The 18,851-nt window shown below is 63.2% G+C and carries 15 protein-coding genes; 13 read left to right on the plus strand and 2 right to left on the minus strand.

All coding sequences use genetic code 11. The features are described 5' to 3' along the window. The first annotated feature begins 6 nt into the window (after nt 1–6). From ACVOME_RS07870 to ACVOME_RS07925, 12 genes are all read left to right on the plus strand, one after another. The gene (locus ACVOME_RS07870; protein ID WP_481504947.1) at nt 7–768 is read left to right on the plus strand and encodes a hypothetical protein; all 762 of its coding nucleotides are present in this window, start codon (nt 7–9) and stop codon (nt 766–768) included. Nucleotides 769–1,299: 531 nt separating this feature from the next. After that, complete coding sequence (locus tag ACVOME_RS07875) at nt 1,300–4,971, plus strand: phage tail protein (RefSeq protein ID WP_481504948.1); 3,672 nt, start codon at nt 1,300–1,302, stop codon at nt 4,969–4,971. Nucleotides 4,972–4,977: 6 nt separating this feature from the next. Continuing rightward, a complete protein-coding gene (locus ACVOME_RS07880) occupies nt 4,978–9,423 on the plus strand; it encodes a carbohydrate binding domain-containing protein (protein ID WP_481504949.1) in 4,446 nt (1,481 codons plus the stop codon). Between the two features lie 48 nt (nt 9,424–9,471). Continuing rightward, complete coding sequence (locus ACVOME_RS07885) at nt 9,472–9,735, plus strand: hypothetical protein (protein WP_053519520.1); 264 nt, start codon at nt 9,472–9,474, stop codon at nt 9,733–9,735. Further along, entirely contained in the window at nt 9,735–10,433 is a 699-nt protein-coding gene (locus tag ACVOME_RS07890; RefSeq protein WP_481504950.1) for a hypothetical protein, read from the plus strand. Before ACVOME_RS07885 ends, ACVOME_RS07890 begins: the two co-directional genes overlap by 1 nt. A gap of 219 nt (nt 10,434–10,652) precedes the next feature. After that, nucleotides 10,653–10,982 carry a hypothetical protein gene (locus ACVOME_RS07895; protein ID WP_481504951.1) on the plus strand — a complete coding sequence of 110 codons (330 nt, stop codon included), beginning with the start codon at nt 10,653–10,655 and terminating at the stop codon, nt 10,980–10,982. Nucleotides 10,983–11,409: 427 nt separating this feature from the next. Next, nucleotides 11,410–11,628 carry a hypothetical protein gene (locus tag ACVOME_RS07900; RefSeq protein ID WP_481504952.1) on the plus strand — a complete coding sequence of 73 codons (219 nt, stop codon included), beginning with the start codon at nt 11,410–11,412 and terminating at the stop codon, nt 11,626–11,628. Between the two features lie 592 nt (nt 11,629–12,220). Then, nucleotides 12,221–12,520: a hypothetical protein gene (locus tag ACVOME_RS07905; protein WP_481504953.1), complete on the plus strand. Its 300-nt coding sequence runs from the start codon at nt 12,221–12,223 to the stop codon at nt 12,518–12,520. A gap of 548 nt (nt 12,521–13,068) precedes the next feature. Beyond that, a complete protein-coding gene (locus ACVOME_RS07910; protein ID WP_481504954.1) occupies nt 13,069–13,512 on the plus strand; it encodes a BLUF domain-containing protein in 444 nt (147 codons plus the stop codon). A gap of 344 nt (nt 13,513–13,856) precedes the next feature. Then, on the plus strand, nt 13,857–14,471 hold the full coding sequence (locus tag ACVOME_RS07915; protein WP_481504955.1) for a hypothetical protein: 615 nt from the start codon (nt 13,857–13,859) through the stop codon (nt 14,469–14,471). Between the two features lie 882 nt (nt 14,472–15,353). Next, nucleotides 15,354–15,890, plus strand: coding sequence for a hypothetical protein (locus ACVOME_RS07920; RefSeq protein ID WP_481504956.1), 537 nt, complete (start codon nt 15,354–15,356; stop codon nt 15,888–15,890). A gap of 70 nt (nt 15,891–15,960) precedes the next feature. Then, nucleotides 15,961–16,404, plus strand: coding sequence for a RidA family protein (locus ACVOME_RS07925; protein ID WP_322523004.1), 444 nt, complete (start codon nt 15,961–15,963; stop codon nt 16,402–16,404). A gap of 115 nt (nt 16,405–16,519) precedes the next feature. Here ACVOME_RS07925 and ACVOME_RS07930 read toward each other — a convergent pair whose 3' ends face one another. After that, nucleotides 16,520–16,981: a carboxymuconolactone decarboxylase family protein gene (locus tag ACVOME_RS07930; RefSeq protein ID WP_019660562.1), complete on the minus strand. Its 462-nt coding sequence runs from the start codon at nt 16,979–16,981 to the stop codon at nt 16,520–16,522. Between the two features lie 654 nt (nt 16,982–17,635). Between ACVOME_RS07930 and ACVOME_RS07935 the strand changes: the two genes are divergently transcribed. Then, nucleotides 17,636–18,031 carry a hypothetical protein gene (locus ACVOME_RS07935; RefSeq protein WP_481504957.1) on the plus strand — a complete coding sequence of 132 codons (396 nt, stop codon included), beginning with the start codon at nt 17,636–17,638 and terminating at the stop codon, nt 18,029–18,031. Nucleotides 18,032–18,050: 19 nt separating this feature from the next. Here ACVOME_RS07935 and ACVOME_RS07940 read toward each other — a convergent pair whose 3' ends face one another. After that, nucleotides 18,051–18,746, minus strand: coding sequence for an aspartate/glutamate racemase family protein (locus ACVOME_RS07940; protein ID WP_262100381.1), 696 nt, complete (start codon nt 18,744–18,746; stop codon nt 18,051–18,053). Between the last annotated feature and the right edge of the window lie 105 nt (nt 18,747–18,851).

Consider the following 18,851-nt stretch of genomic DNA (forward strand, 5'->3'; position numbering starts at 1 on the left):
CCTTGAATGTTGATCGGATATGGCATGCCGGCAGTCACAACGGCGACCCTTACCGGTGGCACGTGGCTCAGTACGGACCAGGGCTCGGCGCTCTTCGATGGCAAGCCCGGTCGCGCTTCGCGGATCCGGCGTACCGGCACGCTGTCGATCACGATCACCCTTGCGGAACCCGTCGTGCCAGGGATCATCGCGATTCTTGGCCTCAACATCCCGCCCGGGGTGCAGGTGAATGCTGCTGGCGCGACCGGCAGCACTGTGCGACTGCCGGACGGCAGCGTATGCGCATGGCTGTTCCCGCTGTCGAATGCGCTGGTTTCGACCGTATCGGTTCAGATCGCGACTACGGCGACGAACGTGGACGTGGGCGAGATCGCGATCTTCCGGGCGGTGGATGTTGGGATTGGCGACGGCTGGGCCGTGGCCACCATCGACACCAGCGTGCACGCGCGCACGAAGGGCGGTCAGGTAAATACCGTTCCTGGGACGCTGTACCGCAGACTGACCTGCACGTTGTCCGGCCGCTCCACTGGGATCGTGCGCGGCGGTGGTCTGGGTGGCACGGACTGGGAGACGATTGGGGCGGCCCTGGCCGGCCGGCGACGTTCCTGTGTCGTTCCTCAGTACCGGGACATGACCACGAAGGCGTTCGATCCGGCATTGGCGGCACGGTCCGCCATCTACGGCTTCCCGACCCAGCTCCCACGCGCGGAGAACATCAGCCGGCAGTACTTCACGGGGTACATGGAGTTTGAAGAAATTCCGGCCTGATGGCTGCAGCGGCAGTTGGCACTATGCTGTAGCGCATCCACTTGAGGAGGTTGTGACCATGGATGCCGGGCAGAGAGTCGCGCTCGCTGTGATAGGGGTTGTTGTTCTTGGAGCCGCAGCTATGTGGCTTGTCATTGGCGGTAGTTCGCCAACGGATAGTCGTGAACGAGTGTCAAAGGTTGTGCCCGAGGCAGCAGCAGTATCTGCGGTCTGCGTGCGTGCCGTCGAGTCGCTTGAATCGTCCGGCGAAGCCCGATCTGGTCGGGTTGATTCGAGGGGGGCAGATGTTTTGGTCGATGAGCGGTGGGCTGCTATGAGTTTCAGCACCCAACAATTCAACGCTCGATGCCTATCCAACTATGGCGCCGGTTCCTCTGAAAAGTGGATCGTCCGCATTAGGTTCATCAACCAGCGAACTGGTGTCGTCTATGGCGTCTTGGAGGGAGACCAGTACTCGATCCCTTGACCTGAACTGACCTCAATCTGACTTCAAAGAGCCCCGCATTGCGGGGCTTTTTTATTGAGAAATCTATGAGCCTCTACACCCTCACGGTTGATCTACTTGCCAAGACCGGCTCCTTTGAAAAGGGGATGACCAAGGCAGAACACGTTGCGGCACAGCGCTCGGCCGCGATCCAGCGGACCTTGTCCGAAGTGGGCACTGCAGTGGGAACCGCGCTGGGCACCGCGGCTGCCGCAGCCGGCACAGCGGTAGTCATGTGGACGCGTCAGGTTGGCGACCTCGCGGTGCAGTACGAGAGGTTCGGCCAGCTGTCGGGCACCACCTCCCAACAGTTTCAGAGGATGGCGGCAGGCGCCAGCTCCGTTGGGATCAGCCACGAAAAGCTGGCCGATATCCTCAAGGACGTGCAGGACAAGATCGGCGACTACATCCAGACGGGTGGTGGCGCCATGGCTGACTTCTTCAACAACATCGCGAAGGGTGCGGGTGTGTCTGCAGAGCAGATGCGCAAGCTGTCTGGCCCAGACGCGCTCGGACTGTACTTCAAGAGCCTGGAGCGGGCCAACTTGTCGCAGACCGAGCTGACCTTCTACATGGAGGCTATCGCCAGCGACTCTGCGATGCTGATCCCGCTGCTTCGCAACAACAGCGCTGGGTTCAAGCAATGGGGCCAAGCTGCCGAGGCCGCTGGCGCGATCATCGGCAACGACACGACCAAGGCGATGAATGATCTGCGCCGGGTAACCCAAGAGGCGGACCTCGCCTTCATGGGCGTCAAGGTTCAGGTGGCCGAGGGCGTAATCCCGACCCTGACCGAGCTGAACAAGCTGCTGCATGATCCCAAGGCGCAGGAGGCCATGCACACGGCCACCAATGGCGTCATCGCGTTCGGCCAAGCCGCACTGGATGCCGCCGCAGGTTTCGGGCAGTTGGTGGTCAGCTACACCGGCTGGCTCAAATCGAAGGGGTTCATGCCGGTCAGCAATACCGATTCGCTGGAGAGCCTCGAGGCTCGGCGCGGTGCGCTGGGTGACAGCCTGAAGAACTGGACGGGTATCTTCAGCAATGACGCCAAGAAGAAGGTGCAGGGGGAGCTGGCAGAGGTGGACGCACTGATCGCCGCGTTCCCCTTCCGGGGCGTGAGCGCCACGGTGGACACCACCGCCGGTATCCCGGGCCAGCCTAAGCCCTACGAGCCGCCAAAGCTGGGCCACGAGAGCAAGACGAACGGCTCCACCGTCGACCGCCAGGCAGAATCGCTGCGACGGTATGCCGCCGAGGCAGACATGGCCGCCGCCACGATGGCCGGCCCGCTGGCCGAGGCCGAGCAGAAGCACAAGCAGCGCTTGGCCGAGCTGAACAAGGAGCTGGCCGCCGGCAACATAACGCGCGCTGCATTCAACACGTTGGAGAGGGAATCAGCGGCCCAGCTGGCGGCCACCACTGCCGAGCTCGACAAGCGTAAACGGGCTCCGCAGGCGCTGCTGGACACCATGGGCGGCGAGCTCGAGATGCTCCGCCTCATCGGACCGGCGCGGGAGCGCGCACGCCGAGAGATGCAGAATCAGCGGGATATGCAGGAGGCTATCAACGAGGCCAACGCGGCCGGTGCAGGCGTCACCGCCGACCTCCGCGATTCGCTCATGGCGCAAGCGCGCGCTGCGGCTCAGGCCAGCATCGACGCGGACAAGTATGCCGCCAGCCTCCAGCAGTGGGCGGACGTAGGCACTTACCTGGTCAGCGACACCGCCGACGCTATGGCGAACTTCGTCGCGGGTGGCCTGCGGGATTGGTCGGGCATGTGGGACGACATGAAGGACGTGGCCAAGCAGGGACTGCGCGACATTGCACGCCAGCTTCTTGAGCAGAAGCTGGTGGTTCCGATTCAAACTCGCATCCTGGACAGCATCAACGGGTTCGGCAGCGGCAACGGCATGAACCTCAACAGCTTCCTTGGTGTACTGGGTGGCAACGGCTCGGCGGCGGGTGGTCAGAATGTGGGCACTGTGGCCGGCCTGCTGTCGAAGGGGCAGGGCCTGTTCGGCTTTGGCCGCTCGGCTGGCGCTGCAGCGGGAACCCTGACCGGCTTCGGAGACGTGACGAGCATGGCCGGCATGACCGGCTCCAGCTTCTCGGGGCTGATCGGCGGCGGCAGCGCGAGTGCGGGAGCGGGGGCGGCGGGGGCGGCAAGCTCCGCGGCAGCGGCGGTGCCGATCATCGGCTGGATTGTGGCCGGCATGATGAAGAACGCGCAGCTGTTCGACCAGGGCTGGAACATCGCCAATGGCGAGAGCTGGGCCGGCAAGATCGCCACGGCCGGCGCGGTGGGTATGGCCGACAAGGCGTTCAGGGGCATCGGCTTCAACGACAAGATTGCCTCGATCCTGTCCGGGTCGAGCATCCACGCAAAGCTGTTCGGTCGGCAGGCGCCGAAGGTCACCGGGCAGGGCATTGTCGGCAGCTACGGGTTCGGAGGGTTGGACGCGCAGAGCTACGCGGACATCAAGGCAAAAGGCGGCCTGTTCCGAAGCGACAAGAAGTGGACGCAGTACGGCGCGCTGGATCCGGGGATCGACCGGACGTTCGATATGGCTGCCCGGCAGGTGCGTGGCGCGGCGACTGATCTGGCCAAGCAGCTGGGCGTTGATCTGACCACGCAGCTCGTCGCTGTCCGGGTCGACCTGGGCAAGCTCCAGCTGTCGGCGGACTCTTCGGAGGCCAAGGCGCAGCTGGAAGCCTACCTCGTCGACATGACCGACAGGCTGTACACCGAGGCGGTAAAGGCGGCGGGGTTCGGCGGCCAACTGGATGGGTACTTCGAGGCGTCGGACGTGTTCACCGCGCTCAGTGCGTCGATTGCCCTGGCAGTCGGCAACGCCGACGAGCTGGGCCGCGCGCTCAACGGGCTGGAGGTCGACAAGGTCAACAAGGCGGTTGACTACTTCCAGGACCTTGCCAGTGTCGCCGGCACGGATCTGGCCACGCAGGTGGAGAAGGTGACCGGCTTGCTGGGGAACTACGCCAGCCTCATGGCAGACGTGAGCACGCAGCTGATGACCGCCAACCTGACGCAGTACCAATCGCAGGCGCTGGCCATCGAGCGGACCTATCGCCAGCAGGTGAAGTCGGCCAACGACTACGCCAAGGCGCTGGGGCTGTCCGGCGCCCGAGCGGAGGACCTGGCCAAGATCGAGGCCCTTCGTGCCACGAACATGGGCAAGCTGCAGGCGCAGATCGACAAGGACAAGAAGGCCATGCAGTACGGCCTGTCGATCAGTGAACTTTCGCCGCTGACGGACCAGGAGAAGCTGGGCGAGGCGATGAAGGAGCTGGAGCGGGCAGTGTCGGGCGGGGACTCCAGCGCGGCGCAGGCGGCCGCTCAGGCGGCTCTGGGCTTTGGTCGGAACCTCTACGCCAGCGGGCAGGACTACAACAGCCTGTATGGCCAGGTGACCGGGCTGATCGATGGGATGAAGGTCGGGGATCTCGACCTGCAGGACGGCACCAGCATGGGGGCGCTGGCGGACGCCATCGAGGCGCTGCCTGACAACTTCAGCCGTGCCGTGTTCGACCTGGTGGTGAACAACGACGCCCAGACCCAAACCACCGCCGCTATCCAGCAGAGCAACGCGCTGCTTGTCGAACAGAACCAGCTGCTCCGCCAGCTCGTGTCCACCACCACCCAGGGCGTGCGCAACGCCAGCAGCACGGCGCTGCGCGAAGCACTCAACGCGAGGTAATCAGCAATGCAAGCAAGGAAACTCACGCTGGTGGAAATCGGCGTGGGCGCGCTGCCGTCCGCGTCTCCGGTGGCGCCGCGCTTCTCCACGTGGTTCCCGGTGCCCTTCAGGTCGCCGGACGTGCCGCCGACAACCGGGGTCAACCCGACCCCGGTTGCTGATGGTGTCGTCCTTGAATGGGACGCCGTCGATCTGGAGGGGGTGATCTACGTCATCTCGCGCAGCGAGAGCCAGAACGGGCCGTGGACGGAGATCTTCCGGACGACTGAAACCCGCTACGTCTACAGCGACGGTAGCGGCAAGACGTGGTGGTTCCAGATCACCCCAACCGTGCGCGGCAAGCCCGGTACGGGGACCGTGGTGGGCGTTACCCCGCCCACCACTTCGGCGGACCTCAGCGAGCAGCAGGCGAAGCTGGCAGCGGAGGTCAACGCTCGCATCCAAGCAATCGCCGATGAAGCGGCTGCGCGCGCTGCGGGGCTGGCCCAGGCTGCTGCGGACCTGGTCGCGGAGGCATTGCTGCGCCAGCAGGGCGTGAACCAGGCCATGCAGGCGGTCAGCGCGGAGGCGCAAGCGCGGATCGAAGCCATCCTGAACGAGAAGATGGCTCGGGAGGCTGCGATCACGAGGGAGGAGCAGCTGCGGCAGAGCGCCGATGAATCGTTGGCGCGCGCTGTGTCGGAGGTCGCCGCGGGCAGCGGGACGCAGTTCGACAGCATCAAGCTGTGGCCGTTCAATCAGACCACGGAGGGCTGGACCGGGAACGGTGCTCCAACGCTGGTGGACGGCTGGCTGCGGCCCGCCAACCACGCCACCGCGCCGTGGGTGCAGTCGCCTGTGGCGCTGGCCGTGGACGGCAGTGCATACCGCTTCGTGAAGTTGCGCGTTAAGCGGGTCGGCTCGCCGACGTGGAGCGGATTTCTGCAGTGGATCACCACAACGGACCAGGCGTGGAACACGCAGAAGCGCGCCACCATTGCGGAGCCGGCGTGGGACGTGAACGGCGTGGCCACCGTCGACGTGCAGGACATTGCGTGGTGGCCGGCTACGGTCGATGCGATCCGCCTGCAGCTGGGTGCCTCTCAGACGGTGTCCAACTACTACCTGATCGACTACATCGCCGTTGGTCGGCCGCAGCCTGGCGCGTCTGTGGCACTGGTTCAGGAAGAGACGCAGGCCCGAATCACCGCCGACGCCGCCGAGGCCAGCCAGCGGACTGCGCTGGCCGTCCAGATGCGGGGCAACTACACCGGCACGGACCCGGCCCAGCTGACCGCAGGGCTTGCCTACGAGGAGCTGCGCGCTCGCGTGGCAGCGGACTCGTCTCAGGTGCAGCGCATCAGCACGATGGAAGCCCGCATGCCGGCGGGAAGCGGCGCCCTCGCGACAAGCGCCCGGGTGGACGCCCTGCAGGAAGCAACCGCAACCACCACCAATGCGCTGGCGCAGTCGATTACCACGATCAACGCCACGCTGCCGGCAATGATCGTGCAAGGCAGCAACCACGTGCTGAACGGTACGTGGGAGTCCGGCCGCGACGTGGGCTGGACGTACCTCAATCCGGGAACGACGCTGAATGTCGTCAACGAGGGGCGCAGCGGCCTGTGCCTGCGCGTGGATGGCGGTACGGGGGTGCGGCAGGCACTGGTCAACGGCAACGCCAACGTACCGGTTGTCCCCGGCCGGACCTACCGCGTGAGCTGCTGGTACAAGACGACGCCCGATTACAACGGCACGTCCAGCAACGGGAAGCTGCGACTGGGCAACCAGACCGGTGGCCAGATCGGCAGCAACACCTTTGGCGCCAACCGCGTGGATTGGACGTACACCGAGCGTGTGCACACGGTGCCGACGGATGGCAGCGTTACCGCCTATCGGTTGGGAATCCTGGCAGACAACACCACGGGCACCCTGTGGGTTGACGACGTAATGATCGAGGAGGTGACCGAACTCATAGCCAATGCACAAGGATTGGTTGCACTGACGAACACGGTCACGCAGCAGGGGCAGCAGATCACGGCTCAGGCCGGCTTGATCAGCGCCCTGCGCACCGACGTGGACGGAAAGGCGAGCAATTCGGCTCTGCAATCGTTGCAGTCGCAGGTAACCCTGCAGGGCAGCGATATCACCAGCCTGGGCCAGTCCGTCACCAACATCACCGCTTCGCTGAACAGCATCGGCGGCGATAATCAGTTGGCGAACAGCGGCTTCGAGCTGGGAACGGCCGCAGGCTGGACCGCCGGCAGCGGGAGCGTTGGAAGCGCAGTCTTCACCCGCACGCTGGTGGATTCGAGCCTGCCCGGCAGTACCAAGGCGTACCGTCTGGCGATGAGCGGCCTGGCCACCAACGGCTATGGCGAGATCGTCAGCAATGCGTCGATCAAGGCAGCCAAGGTTGAGCCAGGCCGGAAGGTCACGTACTCGGCCTATGTTCGCGGCACGCCGGGCGCGCGATTCTTCATGCAGATCGCATGGGTGAACGCAGAGGGCGGGGTGATCAGCTACACCGGTACGCCCAGCAACGCGGATTGGGTGGTGCCGGCGGAGACCTGGACCCGGATGGTTTTCGTTCCGACCAATCCGGCCCCGGCAAACGCGGTGGCCGCGCGCTGCTACCTGCGCTGTTACGGCACTGGCGCGGCCGATCAGTGGGTGGAGTGGGACAACGTCCAGCTGCAGGTTGGCTCGGTGGCCACCGGCTACATGCCTTCCATGGATGAGCTTTCGATCCAGACGGCCACCAACGCCAACGCCACTGCCACGCTCTCCGGCACCGTCACCCAGCAGGGCCAGCTGCTCACGTCGCTCGGCCAGTCGGTTACCACCGTCAACGCACAGTTGCAGAACGTGGGCGGTGACAACCTGCTTCCCAACAGCAGCTTTGAGAACAGCACCGGAGCTACCACCGTCCCTACCGGGTGGAACGTGGAGTCGGCAGCACCCGCCGTGGCTATCAGTTATGTCGGCTCACCTCTCACTGGTGGTGGCCGCGCTGTACGCCTCGATGCCACGACAACGGCAGCTAATCAGTGGATCGGCCTCAACATCCCGGATAGCAATGCGGGTGCCACGCTGCCGCGCATCCGTCCGAACACCGACTACATGCTGACCAGCTACGTGCGCGGTACGGCTGGCTGCACGGTCCAGGTCATCGCGCAATGGCGCAATGCGCAGAACGGTGTCGTGGGGACCACTACGCTGCCGCCCGTCGCACTTTCGGGCGAGTGGCAACGTCTGAGCCTGCCCGCGCGCACAACCGCCGCTGCCGCTGACCGCGTGCGCGTGTATGTGGGTCGCATTACTTCCCCTACCGCGCAGCCGATCTTTGTCGAGATCGACAACGTGATGCTGCAGCAGGGGGAGATCGCTACCAACTGGGTGCCCAGCGGCAGCGAGACCGCCACGCGGACTGCTGCCAACGCCGCGGCGATCAGCGCGCTGACCACCACCGTTACCCAGCAGGGCACGAAGCTCGACGCAACCGCGGAGGATCTCTCGCAGCTGAAAACGCAGGTGGGCAATGTGAGTGCGACGGCTTTCAGCCAGATGCAATCGACGGTCCAGCAGCACGACGGCCGGATCGCAGCTAACTCCCTGTCAATTCAGGGTTTGCAGGCCGAGATGGAAGGGATGCCGCCTGCCTCAGTGGTGCAGAAGATGGAGGCCAGCATCGGCGTTATCGGCGGGTCGCCCAACCTGCTGGGCAACGCCTTGCTGAAAAGCCTGGATGGATGGGGCTCCTGGTGGTCGGGAGACAACACTGGCGTCGGAAGCCGGTACGCTGCCAGCTGGCAGAGTGATGGCGGCATTCCCTGGGGCAATTGGGGACTGATCATCACGGGCGCAACCAAGGCCGGCATCGCGCAGGTGTGGGGCCAGGATGTGCCCATCAAGGGTGACGAGGAGTATGTGTTCTCTGCCTACGTAAGCGGCTACGGCTGGGGCGCAGCGCTGGTGGTGGAATGGCTGGACGCGGCTGGGGCGACTGTCGGCGTCCCGATGGCAAGCCAGGAGGTTTATCCCATCGCCGCCGGCGGACCCAGAATCAGCGAGTACACGCGAATTTCGATTCGCGGCAGGGCCCCGGCGGCTGCTGCCCAGGCGCGTCCGATCCTGCGCTACTACGTGAAAGCGGGTGCCACCAACGGCTTCATCCGTATGGTGCAGCCGCAGCTGGAGGTTGCCACACCAGGGCAGGCCAGCCCCAGCGCTTTCAATGTGGGCGGCAACGAAGCCCGCGCCTCATGGTCGGTGGACGTTCGCAGCGACGGCAAGATTGCTGGCATCCGTGTTGATTCCCACAACGGTGTTAGCTCCTTCGATGTGCTTGCCGACGTGTTCCGTGTGTCTTCGCCTTCGGGTGGGCGGCGCACTGAGTACAGCGATGGCAACTGGCGCTGCTACGATGAGAACGGGGTCATGCGGGCGCGCTTCGGCGTCTGGGGTAACTGAAATGGGGCGGCCTTGCGGGGCCGCCCCTCATTCTTCTGGAGGTGTTCTATGCCCGCAGGATTTGAGGCGTTCGGCCCGCAGGGGCAGCTTGAAGTATCAGTGACCTCGCGGATGACGCGGCTGCTCGGCAGGGTCACTTCCGCGCAGAACGGGTCGTCACAAGAGCCTGCCTTGGCACAGGGCCAGCCCTTCTACTTTCCGGTGTTGGATCAGAATGGGCTGATGTATCCAAGGGAGTTCGGGCAGGTGACGTTCAGCGGAACCACGATGTCTTGGGGCTTCAACTCGGACTTCTACTTTGGGACCTACTGATGGCAGAGGCCGGCTTTGAAATCCGCAACACCAACGACAACGTCATCATCGACTCGACGTTCTTCAACTATGCGCTGATCAGTAAGCACACGCTGGTATTCGAGACAGCCGGCGGGCCGGTGAGCGGTGGCTACGGCAATCAGGCGTTTCTGACTGTGCAGGGTGACGCCCCCATTGTGGCGGCACGGTGCGCGCATCCGTTCACGGTCAGCCGTGCCCGGCCGGTGGCCGGCGGGTTCGAGTTCGGCTTCATCAGCCGGCACGGTGCCGGCGCTGCGCCTGGCGACACTATCGAGGTGTTCGTGTTCGACAGGCCGCACGCGACCGGCCTATATGGCATGCAGACGTTCGACGCACAGGGGCGCATTGTCTACGACTCAACGCGCAAGTACATGCGGGTAGTGGACTTCCGGACGACCCCTGGTGTTTCGCCCAACGCGCAGGTGCGGTTTGCCGGCAGTGGGCAGTACGCCTACGTCGTGACTCGACCGGCGTACCGCTGGAGCGGCGTTCAGGCTACGCCTACTTCGCCTTGGCAGTGGGCTTGCTCTGCTGGGTTCGTCTACTCGCGCAGCGACGGCTACGATCTGCAAAGCTGGAACAGCGGCGAAGGGACCTATGCGGCCTTCGGCAACCCCGCGCCGGTTGCTGCCGGCAGCGGCATGGATGTGATGGTCGTGGACGTGAGCGGCCTGTAGCTATCACGCTTGATGAACGCAGGCTGCGGACAAATGGCGCCCATGTGCTATTCCGCCCAGATCACCGCCGCCTACCTTAAGACCGCCATGGCGATCGTTGATATGACCGTCTATCGAGACACGGGAGCGGGTTTGGCGTAAGGATGTGGGCTTTGCCAGATGGTGGACCCGAGTATCGTAGAGGATACTCAAACCGACTATGAGCAAGAGGATCAACCGTTGAGCGCTTCCATGCTTCCGAGAATTGTCGGTTTCGATGTGCCGCAGCTACATGAGCGCGTCGATTCCTCTACTGATGAGGCCATCATTGCTTTGTTGGATCTTGCGCCAGGAGCCCGCTGGACTGAACTCTTCGTGAGGAAGTGCGAGGCGCTGGCGTCTCAGCTCTCCTTGGCAGAAGTCCGAGTTGAAGGCTCCAGGATCTATTTTTACGGGTCAATCAGCGACTCAAGAGCGCTCGCCGATTCGGTCATGTCCATCGTTCACGTGCTGAATGATCAGCTCATGCGAGAAGGGAACGAGGCAGCCTCGCGGGAAGAAAACTCCTAGGAGCAAGAGAGGCGCGACCAGCATTGACCTGCAATCTCCGCTGCGCCAGGGTGACCACGAAGACTGGATCGGGCCGCAAGTCTGCCCTCGAGGTCGTCCAGCCATTCTGCGTGTGTTCCATGCGGGTCTCTGACGTAGATGTCACATGCGATCCGGATGACGGGGTCAACCTCATGGCGAAAGCTAACAGCAGGCAGGGCACCGGAGTTGAATGCCAACCCCCAGTGGGTGAGCTCGCGTTCGACGTCAACGAAATCCTTGTTCCTCATGCGTTCCATGTTCTGCTCCTCTCGGCCCTGCACTGTACACCCTTTAGAACACCTGCCTGTTCATGACACTTGTTCATAGTTGCGCCAATTCGGTACGGCTGCGTAACGCGCTGGGGGCCACTGTGGGATGGCAGCAGATGGCTGCATCGGAGTAAGACATGAACAATTCTCCCCAGAACCAGAATGACCGTTCCAATTCGGATGCCGAGAAGAAGCAGTCTGGTCAGCAGGACGAAGTGAAAGGAGATGAGCTTGGCGGCGAAGGGGCGGGCGGAAAGCAAGGCCGGCAACAGCAAGAGCCTGACAGCAAGGATCAGGACCAGCCAACGTCTGGCAATGACCAGAAGGGCAGCGTCGGTAGCGGCAGTCGACGTTGATGCGTAGGGGTGGCCGCGCCTAGCGCGGCTTCTTCGAGACCACAGGAGACTGGGCTGAAATGTCGTCGCATTCCCGGGCTGTAAGCTTGATGACAAAAATTATGTACCAGTCGCGTCCGGAGGGGACAACCACGATGGCTCAGTGCCGGACCTGCCGAGGACAGAGCCCTGGGGGAATGGAGTGTGCTCGATGCCTGACGGAGAAGCTAGGTGAAGCGATCCGTAATCGGGGAGCGGCTTTTAGTTGGCTTGAGTCATTTCGACGGGTGCAGCAAGACGAAGCACACGTGTTCGCATGCGCAAAGCGAGTCGATGCGCCAATCTAGTAGCTGTCGCATTCGGGCCTGACATCGAACAAGCGTATGCTCGGTAAAGCTGGGAGCAACGCTATGAATTTCCCGATATGTATCTACGATAGAACGGGTACTGGACTCCGACTTCCTCTCGGGTGGTGGATTGATCTGCAGTCAGATCTCCCCGCTCTAGTTAACGGTAGTGAGCGCATAGTTCTACCGCGTTCCTCGAAAGATGAGCGCCCTCGCCTGGATCCTGAGGTTCTTAGCGATCTGTATAGACGAATCAGGGGCTCGCAATGGCTAGGCTAGATCAAGTTCGATCGCTAGGGGTGCGCTGGCTGTTCTTCCGACTTCGCAACGGTCAGTCAATCAGCCCTGCCAGGCTGATGTCTGTATGGTGCGAGGCTACCGAATCAACCGAGTGTGCAGTTCGCCGCGAGATCATCGACGGCGCTGGCTACGTGTATGCCCTCTATGCTCCAAATGGACTGCGCTCTCCTCGTCGCGTGGAGCTGCGTATGAGGGCACTCCTGGAGCAGGCAGGATATGCCTTCACGATGGGGACCCTGGCTGGTAGGCATCCGGGCGACGGCTAAGGTCCGGGGCCGTTCCCAATGGCTCGACATTGCGCCGATCTCTATCACTTTGAGGTATGGCTTGGTCGTGCTAGCGGTTGGCAGATAGGCCGAGGTTCCGCTCGCTCTAGGCAGCCCGTGGTGCCGGGCCGCCGTCACTCAGAATGTGGTCGCACTCCACTAAGCGGGCATTGCTGGCCATTTGCCTGGCGCCGCACTTTCCACAAGTCAGAACCGTGCCGCCGGGCGTTGACTCAAGGTCGGCTCCCGCGGAGCGCGTGACGTGGGTACAGCGGGTGCATTGCACAGCCAAGCTCGAGATGTAGGCGATTCGCCCCTGTTCATCGAGCACTACCTGTATATCCACCACGTAGAACAATCCTGTGTCGGGCATGGCCGCAAACCCCCGTAGGTCGGCGCGATTGTGCGCCGCCTGACGCGTTAGTCCAGTGATGACCTTCCCTGTTCACCACCAGCTGTCGATGAACTGTTCATCACGCCGCATTGATTCATCACTCTCGCGTTCGGCAACGGCTGCTATGGTTGATGGCCCATGGAGGAGGTAAGCCATGCCTATCCGGGCGGTTGTATACGTGAGCGGAGCCAGCGATGAGATCGCTGGCGACAAGTTGGGCCTTTCCAACGGTAAGCTCGACCATATTGTGGACGATGCAGCCCGGTTCAACCGCGACGCTGGCTTCACAGGGGTTCTGCTGTTCGACGGCGAACGCTTCCTCAAGTACCTGGAGGGGCCGGAAGACGGCTTGTCGGTTGCTTACTCCCGTGTGCTGGGCGCGAGCAGTCACGACGGCATCGTGGAACTGCAACGTGGCAGGGTTGGTCAACGCCGGCTTCCGTTTTGGCCGATGCGCTGGCTACCTGTTGAACCGGCAGAGCTGCGCGGTATCGCCCGGTCGGGCTGGACCAGTTTCAGCCAGCGCGGTGCTGAGGACAGCGTCACCGCAATGGATATGCTCGTCCGCCTTGTCGAGCCTTACGCGGTCGCTGCATAACTACCGAGGCGAAGTCTATCCGCCTGCAATCTGTTCTGTTAGCACTACAAGAGACTGCTGGAACGCGGCGCAGAACAGGGGGCCGCTGTCGTGCTGATGTGCAGCCGTGATACCGGGCAACAGCGTTGTCCAGGCAGCCGCGAGACGTTCTGGTTCGGGGTGTGTGAGCACAGACACTCTGATGGCGTATTCCATTGCCTTGAGGTAACCACGATGTGCCTCCAGGCCAGCTTCGCAGGCGCCAAGGCGTTCTAGGATCTCTTCGATCGGTGTCGTCATGATGGTCCCTATGGACTGAGGTAGCCGAGGCGGTCATAGTTCGCGGCGACCCATGGAGTCGCCCTATGAGCATCCTCAACGTTTTGCTCAGTCGTGACCAGCTTGTTATCGCAGTCGATACGCTCGCCGAAGATGCGCTAACCGGCGCCCATTCGAGGGGCGCCAAGATGCTGTTGATTCCCCAGCACAACCTCTTGCTGGCCGCGCGAGGATCAACCCAGTTTTTCCTCCGGATCTACGAGCTTGCCCTGCAGGCGAGCTTCCGCGCCGAGTTCACGGTCGAACAGTTGAGCGCGGAATTCGGCCAGGTGATTGACCAGCTGTGGCCGAACTATGAGAAGGCGGTAGCCGATGCAGGTCTGCCGATCGAGCAATTGGGAACGGAGATCGTGCTGGGTGGCTGGTCTCCGCAGCACGGCCGGATGATCGCCACGGCGTATTCGAAGAGCGGTAGCGGGCAACCGGCGCTCGTGCAGTCCATAACCGGCCAGCTGGCGTCGCCAGGCGAGCCGCTGAAGACAGTTCTGCCGAGCATGGCCCAGGCCGAGCTGCTGGTCGCCGGGCGGCTGCAGGCGAGCTACCTCAATGAGCGGATGGGCCGGCAGGTGGCCGGCGGCCGTCTGCTGATTGGCTTTCTTCAGCAAGGTCAGGCGGTCATCAAGGATCTAGGGAAGATCTAGATCTCTTGGCTCCAGTCCAGCAAGGGCGAGAATTCGGTCTTGCCTCGTCTGCTCACGCCAGTGGATCCAAGCTTGGCCGTCGCTCAGAAGTCCTTGGGCATTGCAGGCTGGGCAGGTGAGCTGGACTCCTTCTTTCACATCCAAAAGTCCGCATCCGCGTGACATTCGGGACTCGTCTCCGCAAGCGTTGCATTTGGATTGGATTGAATCGACACGCTCGATCGTGCCGTTGAGATGCAGCAGAGGACGGATCCGAAGGATCCGGAAGGTGGCTGGGGAGGTCATATGTCTTGCCTGGAAGAGGGCTAGACACGGGGGCGAAGGATTTCGCGCCGAAGAGAAGCCAGGTGGGTCAACCATACAACGTGAATTGTTAAGAACTCACGCCTCACAGATTCTTGTACAGCGAAGCGGCTCGTTTCAGGCAGCTTGGTTTGTGTGGAGATCGCTGTTAGTGGGCGTGGCTGGTGAACTGGGAGAGCAAGCGATCTCGCCGACGCATATCGAGCCAGTGGTTCCATATCTCCAGCTCGTCCATGAGAGCCAGAGCGCCACAGGTCGGGCATGTCAACAGGGTTCCGCCCTGGCCATGGCGACATCCGATGCCGCTAACCAGTCTTGATAGCGTTGCGCAGGCGGCGCACGTGGCGTCGAGCGAATGGAGTCGATCCACTACGCCGCCTCGAGTGAAGATCGGTTGGACCGCGTGGATCCTGAAAGCTCGGGGAGGATGCATGTCCAATGCCGGTCAGGGGCTGGACACGGGGGCAAAGGATTTGCACCGGAGAAGAGCCAAGTACGGCCAGTCTTGCATGGCGCTGTGAACAGTTCATCAAACCGGCCGCGACTGCTAGATCGGGCCGGGAAGTCGCAGCCTCTGAGATGTGGGTCCGTATCCTCCCGGCCATGCTTCCTTCGTACGTCCACCAAGGTTTCCGCACCACCCTACGCCCGTCCGGCTGGGTCCAGACCGGTGAGCGCTGGGCGCTCTGGTACAACGGCCGGGAAACGGCCAGCGTTGTCCCCGATGGTGGTGTCGGCGTGCGCCTGTGGATGGAAGGCCAGAAGATGTGGCAGGTGAAGGAAGTGCGCGCGGCGAGCATCCGGCAGGCGAAGCGGTATGCCGAGCGCTGGTGCGCGGCCAGGCTCTATCCCAACCTTCCCCTGCGCGAGGCCGTCGCCCGATTGACGGACAGCACCCCGATCCAACTGCCGCCGCCACTGCCTGGCCTGCCGCCTACGCGCGAGCAGCAGCAACAGGCGCGGCGCCTGGCTGAGTCTGGGGCGATGGATCTGACACGGATCAAGGACGCGCTGGAGCCTCGTCGACCGCCGAAGGAGACCAAGCCCAGGGCGAGGGATCCCATGAAGGCGTGGGTCAGGGCAGGTAGAGAGCAGCTGTCCCGCGCTCGAATCTGATCCCCCGTTCAGGGGAGGCGGTCGCCGCTGATTGCTTGCCACACTTGCCCTTTCACTAGAGAGAGCCACGATGAGCGCCAGCAATCGCAAGACCGCCAGCTTCGGAGTGCCGTGGGAGTCGGCCTATGGGTACGTCCAAGCCGTCCGCGTTAACAACACGATCTTCGTGTCCGGACAGCTGTCCCATACGCCGGAGGGGCAGTTGGTCGCCCCAGCAGAGTTGGGGGCGAATGGCAAGCCCGCCAACTTCGACACCATGGAAGCCCAGATGAGGCGCACCTACGAGAACGCGCAGGTGCTGCTGGCAGAGCTGGGTGGGTCGATCGCGGACGTGGTCGAGGAAACGCTGTTCGTCATCGACGTTCCGGCCGCTTTCGCGGCCAGTAGCAAAGTCCGGCCGGCCGTGTATGGCCAGCCGGTGCCGCAGGTGGCCAGCAACCTGATCGGGGTCTCGGCGTTGGCCTTCCCCGAGCAGCTGATTGAGATTGCCTTCCGGGCGGAAGTCCAGGGTTAAGGCACTATGTGGGCGGGGCTTGCTCCGCCCGTTCCTTGCGGTGAGTAGGCCACCGATGGTTCCTACGAGCGCCTCGGCCCGGACAAAGCCAGGACGATCTCCGGCGTGCCGTACGCTACTTCTCCGCAGCGGGCTTGGCGCGGGGCTTCAATCTGAAGCTCACGCCCATCCGGTTGATCGCGTTCATGGCCGCAATGGTGAGCGTGAGGTCGACCAGGTCTTTCTCGCCGAATACTGCGGCTACTTTTTCGTACGCCTCATCAGATGCATGGGTTTCGCTCACGAGCGTCACTTCCTCTGCCCATGCCAGTGCGGCGCGCTCTTGTTCCGAGAATAGATAGGCGGCCTCGTGCCAAACAGGTAGGAGAGCGATTGTGTCGAACGGCATGCCTTCCTTAAGCAGATCACGGGTATGAATGTCGATGCAGTGGGCGCAGCCGTTTAGCTGCGACACACGCAAAAACACCAGATGCACCAGTTTCGGCGGCAGAGAGGTGCCCGCGGTCACAAAGTGATGCAGTTGCCCCACGGCTTTGGCGCCCTCGGGAGAGACTACGAACCAGTTCGCTCGATTCATTTTAATGGGTCCTTTTCGGGTATCTGTGGGGCCGGAATCGCCCCACCCGAAGCAAGGACGCCGACGGGCAGCAGTTCGTGACACCTGCCTAGGCTCGTCGCGATCCGCTGCATGTACGCTCGCCGAGAAGGGGATGCTGGCCGTGGGGCGCTAGATACGGGGCGCGGCGGGGAGCACCCGGAGAAGATCCTCGATTGGCGGGACAGGGAAGGGGAATTGGCTGAAGGGGGGATCGCATCGCCGCCGTTCGGATGGCGTCGGGTAGAGCCGCCATATGCACCCTATCAACTCGTAAGTGATTGATTGCTAGTGTCGCAATCGACACTTTTGGGGAGCTTCATTGTTATGAAGATTCCTTGCCAATCAACGAGATGGGCCGAACAGTAACGATGCCTGGGGGGCAGAGGGTCGTCGGTTCGAATCCGGCCGTCCCGACCACTGTGATGAAACAGAAGGCCCGCGCAGCGATGCGTGGGCTTTTTTGTGGGTGAACCGATGGGCGATGCGGCCGTGTACGCCAGCCCATGCGTGACCGACATCCCGTATCATCGCTGCACATCCGATCGCATCGGCTTCTCCTTCCGCCTCTCTTCCGCGTCCGCTGGCGCAGCATGTGGCTGCGGTCACGGGCGTGCAGCGGGTCCGTGGAGGTGGATGCGCGGACCACGACGACCACAGGGGGTTGCGTTGATCAGCAGTACCGTCATTGATCGCTCGGCTGAGGCAGGTGCCGCCGAGGTGCAGGTCCTGGACACCACGTTCAAGGGCAAGCACGTCTTTGTCAGCTGGGGCCTGCGTGGGCCCGAGTTGACCCGCAGTGCCGACCCGGCCGCAACGGTGGCTGCGCGCCGCGCATTGCAGGCCGTTTCCCGGCACAACGAGGGGCCGCGCAGCCCCGAAGTGTTTATTGCCAACCAGTCGGCGGTGGCGATCACGGTCTATCGCTTGTTGACCGAGGCGCGGTCCGGGGATGCGATCTTCTTCCTGTGCGACTCGCAGGCGGTGGTGGATTGGCTGGTCACGGCGCTGGAAGTGCGGGGGGCGGACTGATCGCGTCCGCGCCGGCTGTCTATCCCGCCAGCGCGGCGTCAACCGCCGCCAGGGCGTGCAGGGTGGTGGTGTCGAACAGCGGCACCGCACTATCTTCCGGGCGCACCAGCAGCATGATTTCGGTACAGCCGAGAATGATCGCTTCGGCACCACGCGCCACCAGCCGCGCGATCACGTCGGCGTAGACCTGTCGCGAGCGCTCGCTGACCACGCCGGCGATCAGCTCCTGGTAGATGATGTCGTGGACCTGCTGGCGATCTTCGGCCTCGGGTACCAGCACTTCCAGCCCGAAGCGACCGGCAAGGCGTCCCCGGTAGAAGTCCTGCTCCATGGTGAAGGCCGTACCGAGCAGGCCCACCCTGCGCCAACCGGCCGCCACGATGGCGGTGGCAGTCGGGTCGGCGATGTGCAGCAGCGGCAGCGGGCAGGCTGCTTCGATCTGCGCGGTCAGCGCATGCATCGTATTGGTGCAGATCAGCAGTACATCGGCGCCGCCGGCCTGCAGGCGCTCTGCCGCATCCACCATGTGCCGCGCAAGCGCATCCCAGTCGCCGTCGTGCTGCAACTGCTTGATCGGAGCGAAATCCACCGACCACATCAGCAGCTGCGCCGAGTGCGCGGCCCCCAGGCGACGGCGCACCTCTTCGTTGATGAGGCGGTAGTACTGCGCCGAACTCTCCCAGCTCATGCCGCCGATCAGGCCCAGGGTCTTCATGTGCCGCTCCAGATGGGGAGGCGCCATTGCAGCACAGGCGGGCGGCGATGTCGCCGCGACCGCTGACAGGCGCGATAATGCGGCCATCGATGATCGAGGGCAGGG

It is taken from the genome of Stenotrophomonas sp. STEN008, from assembly GCF_056760435.1.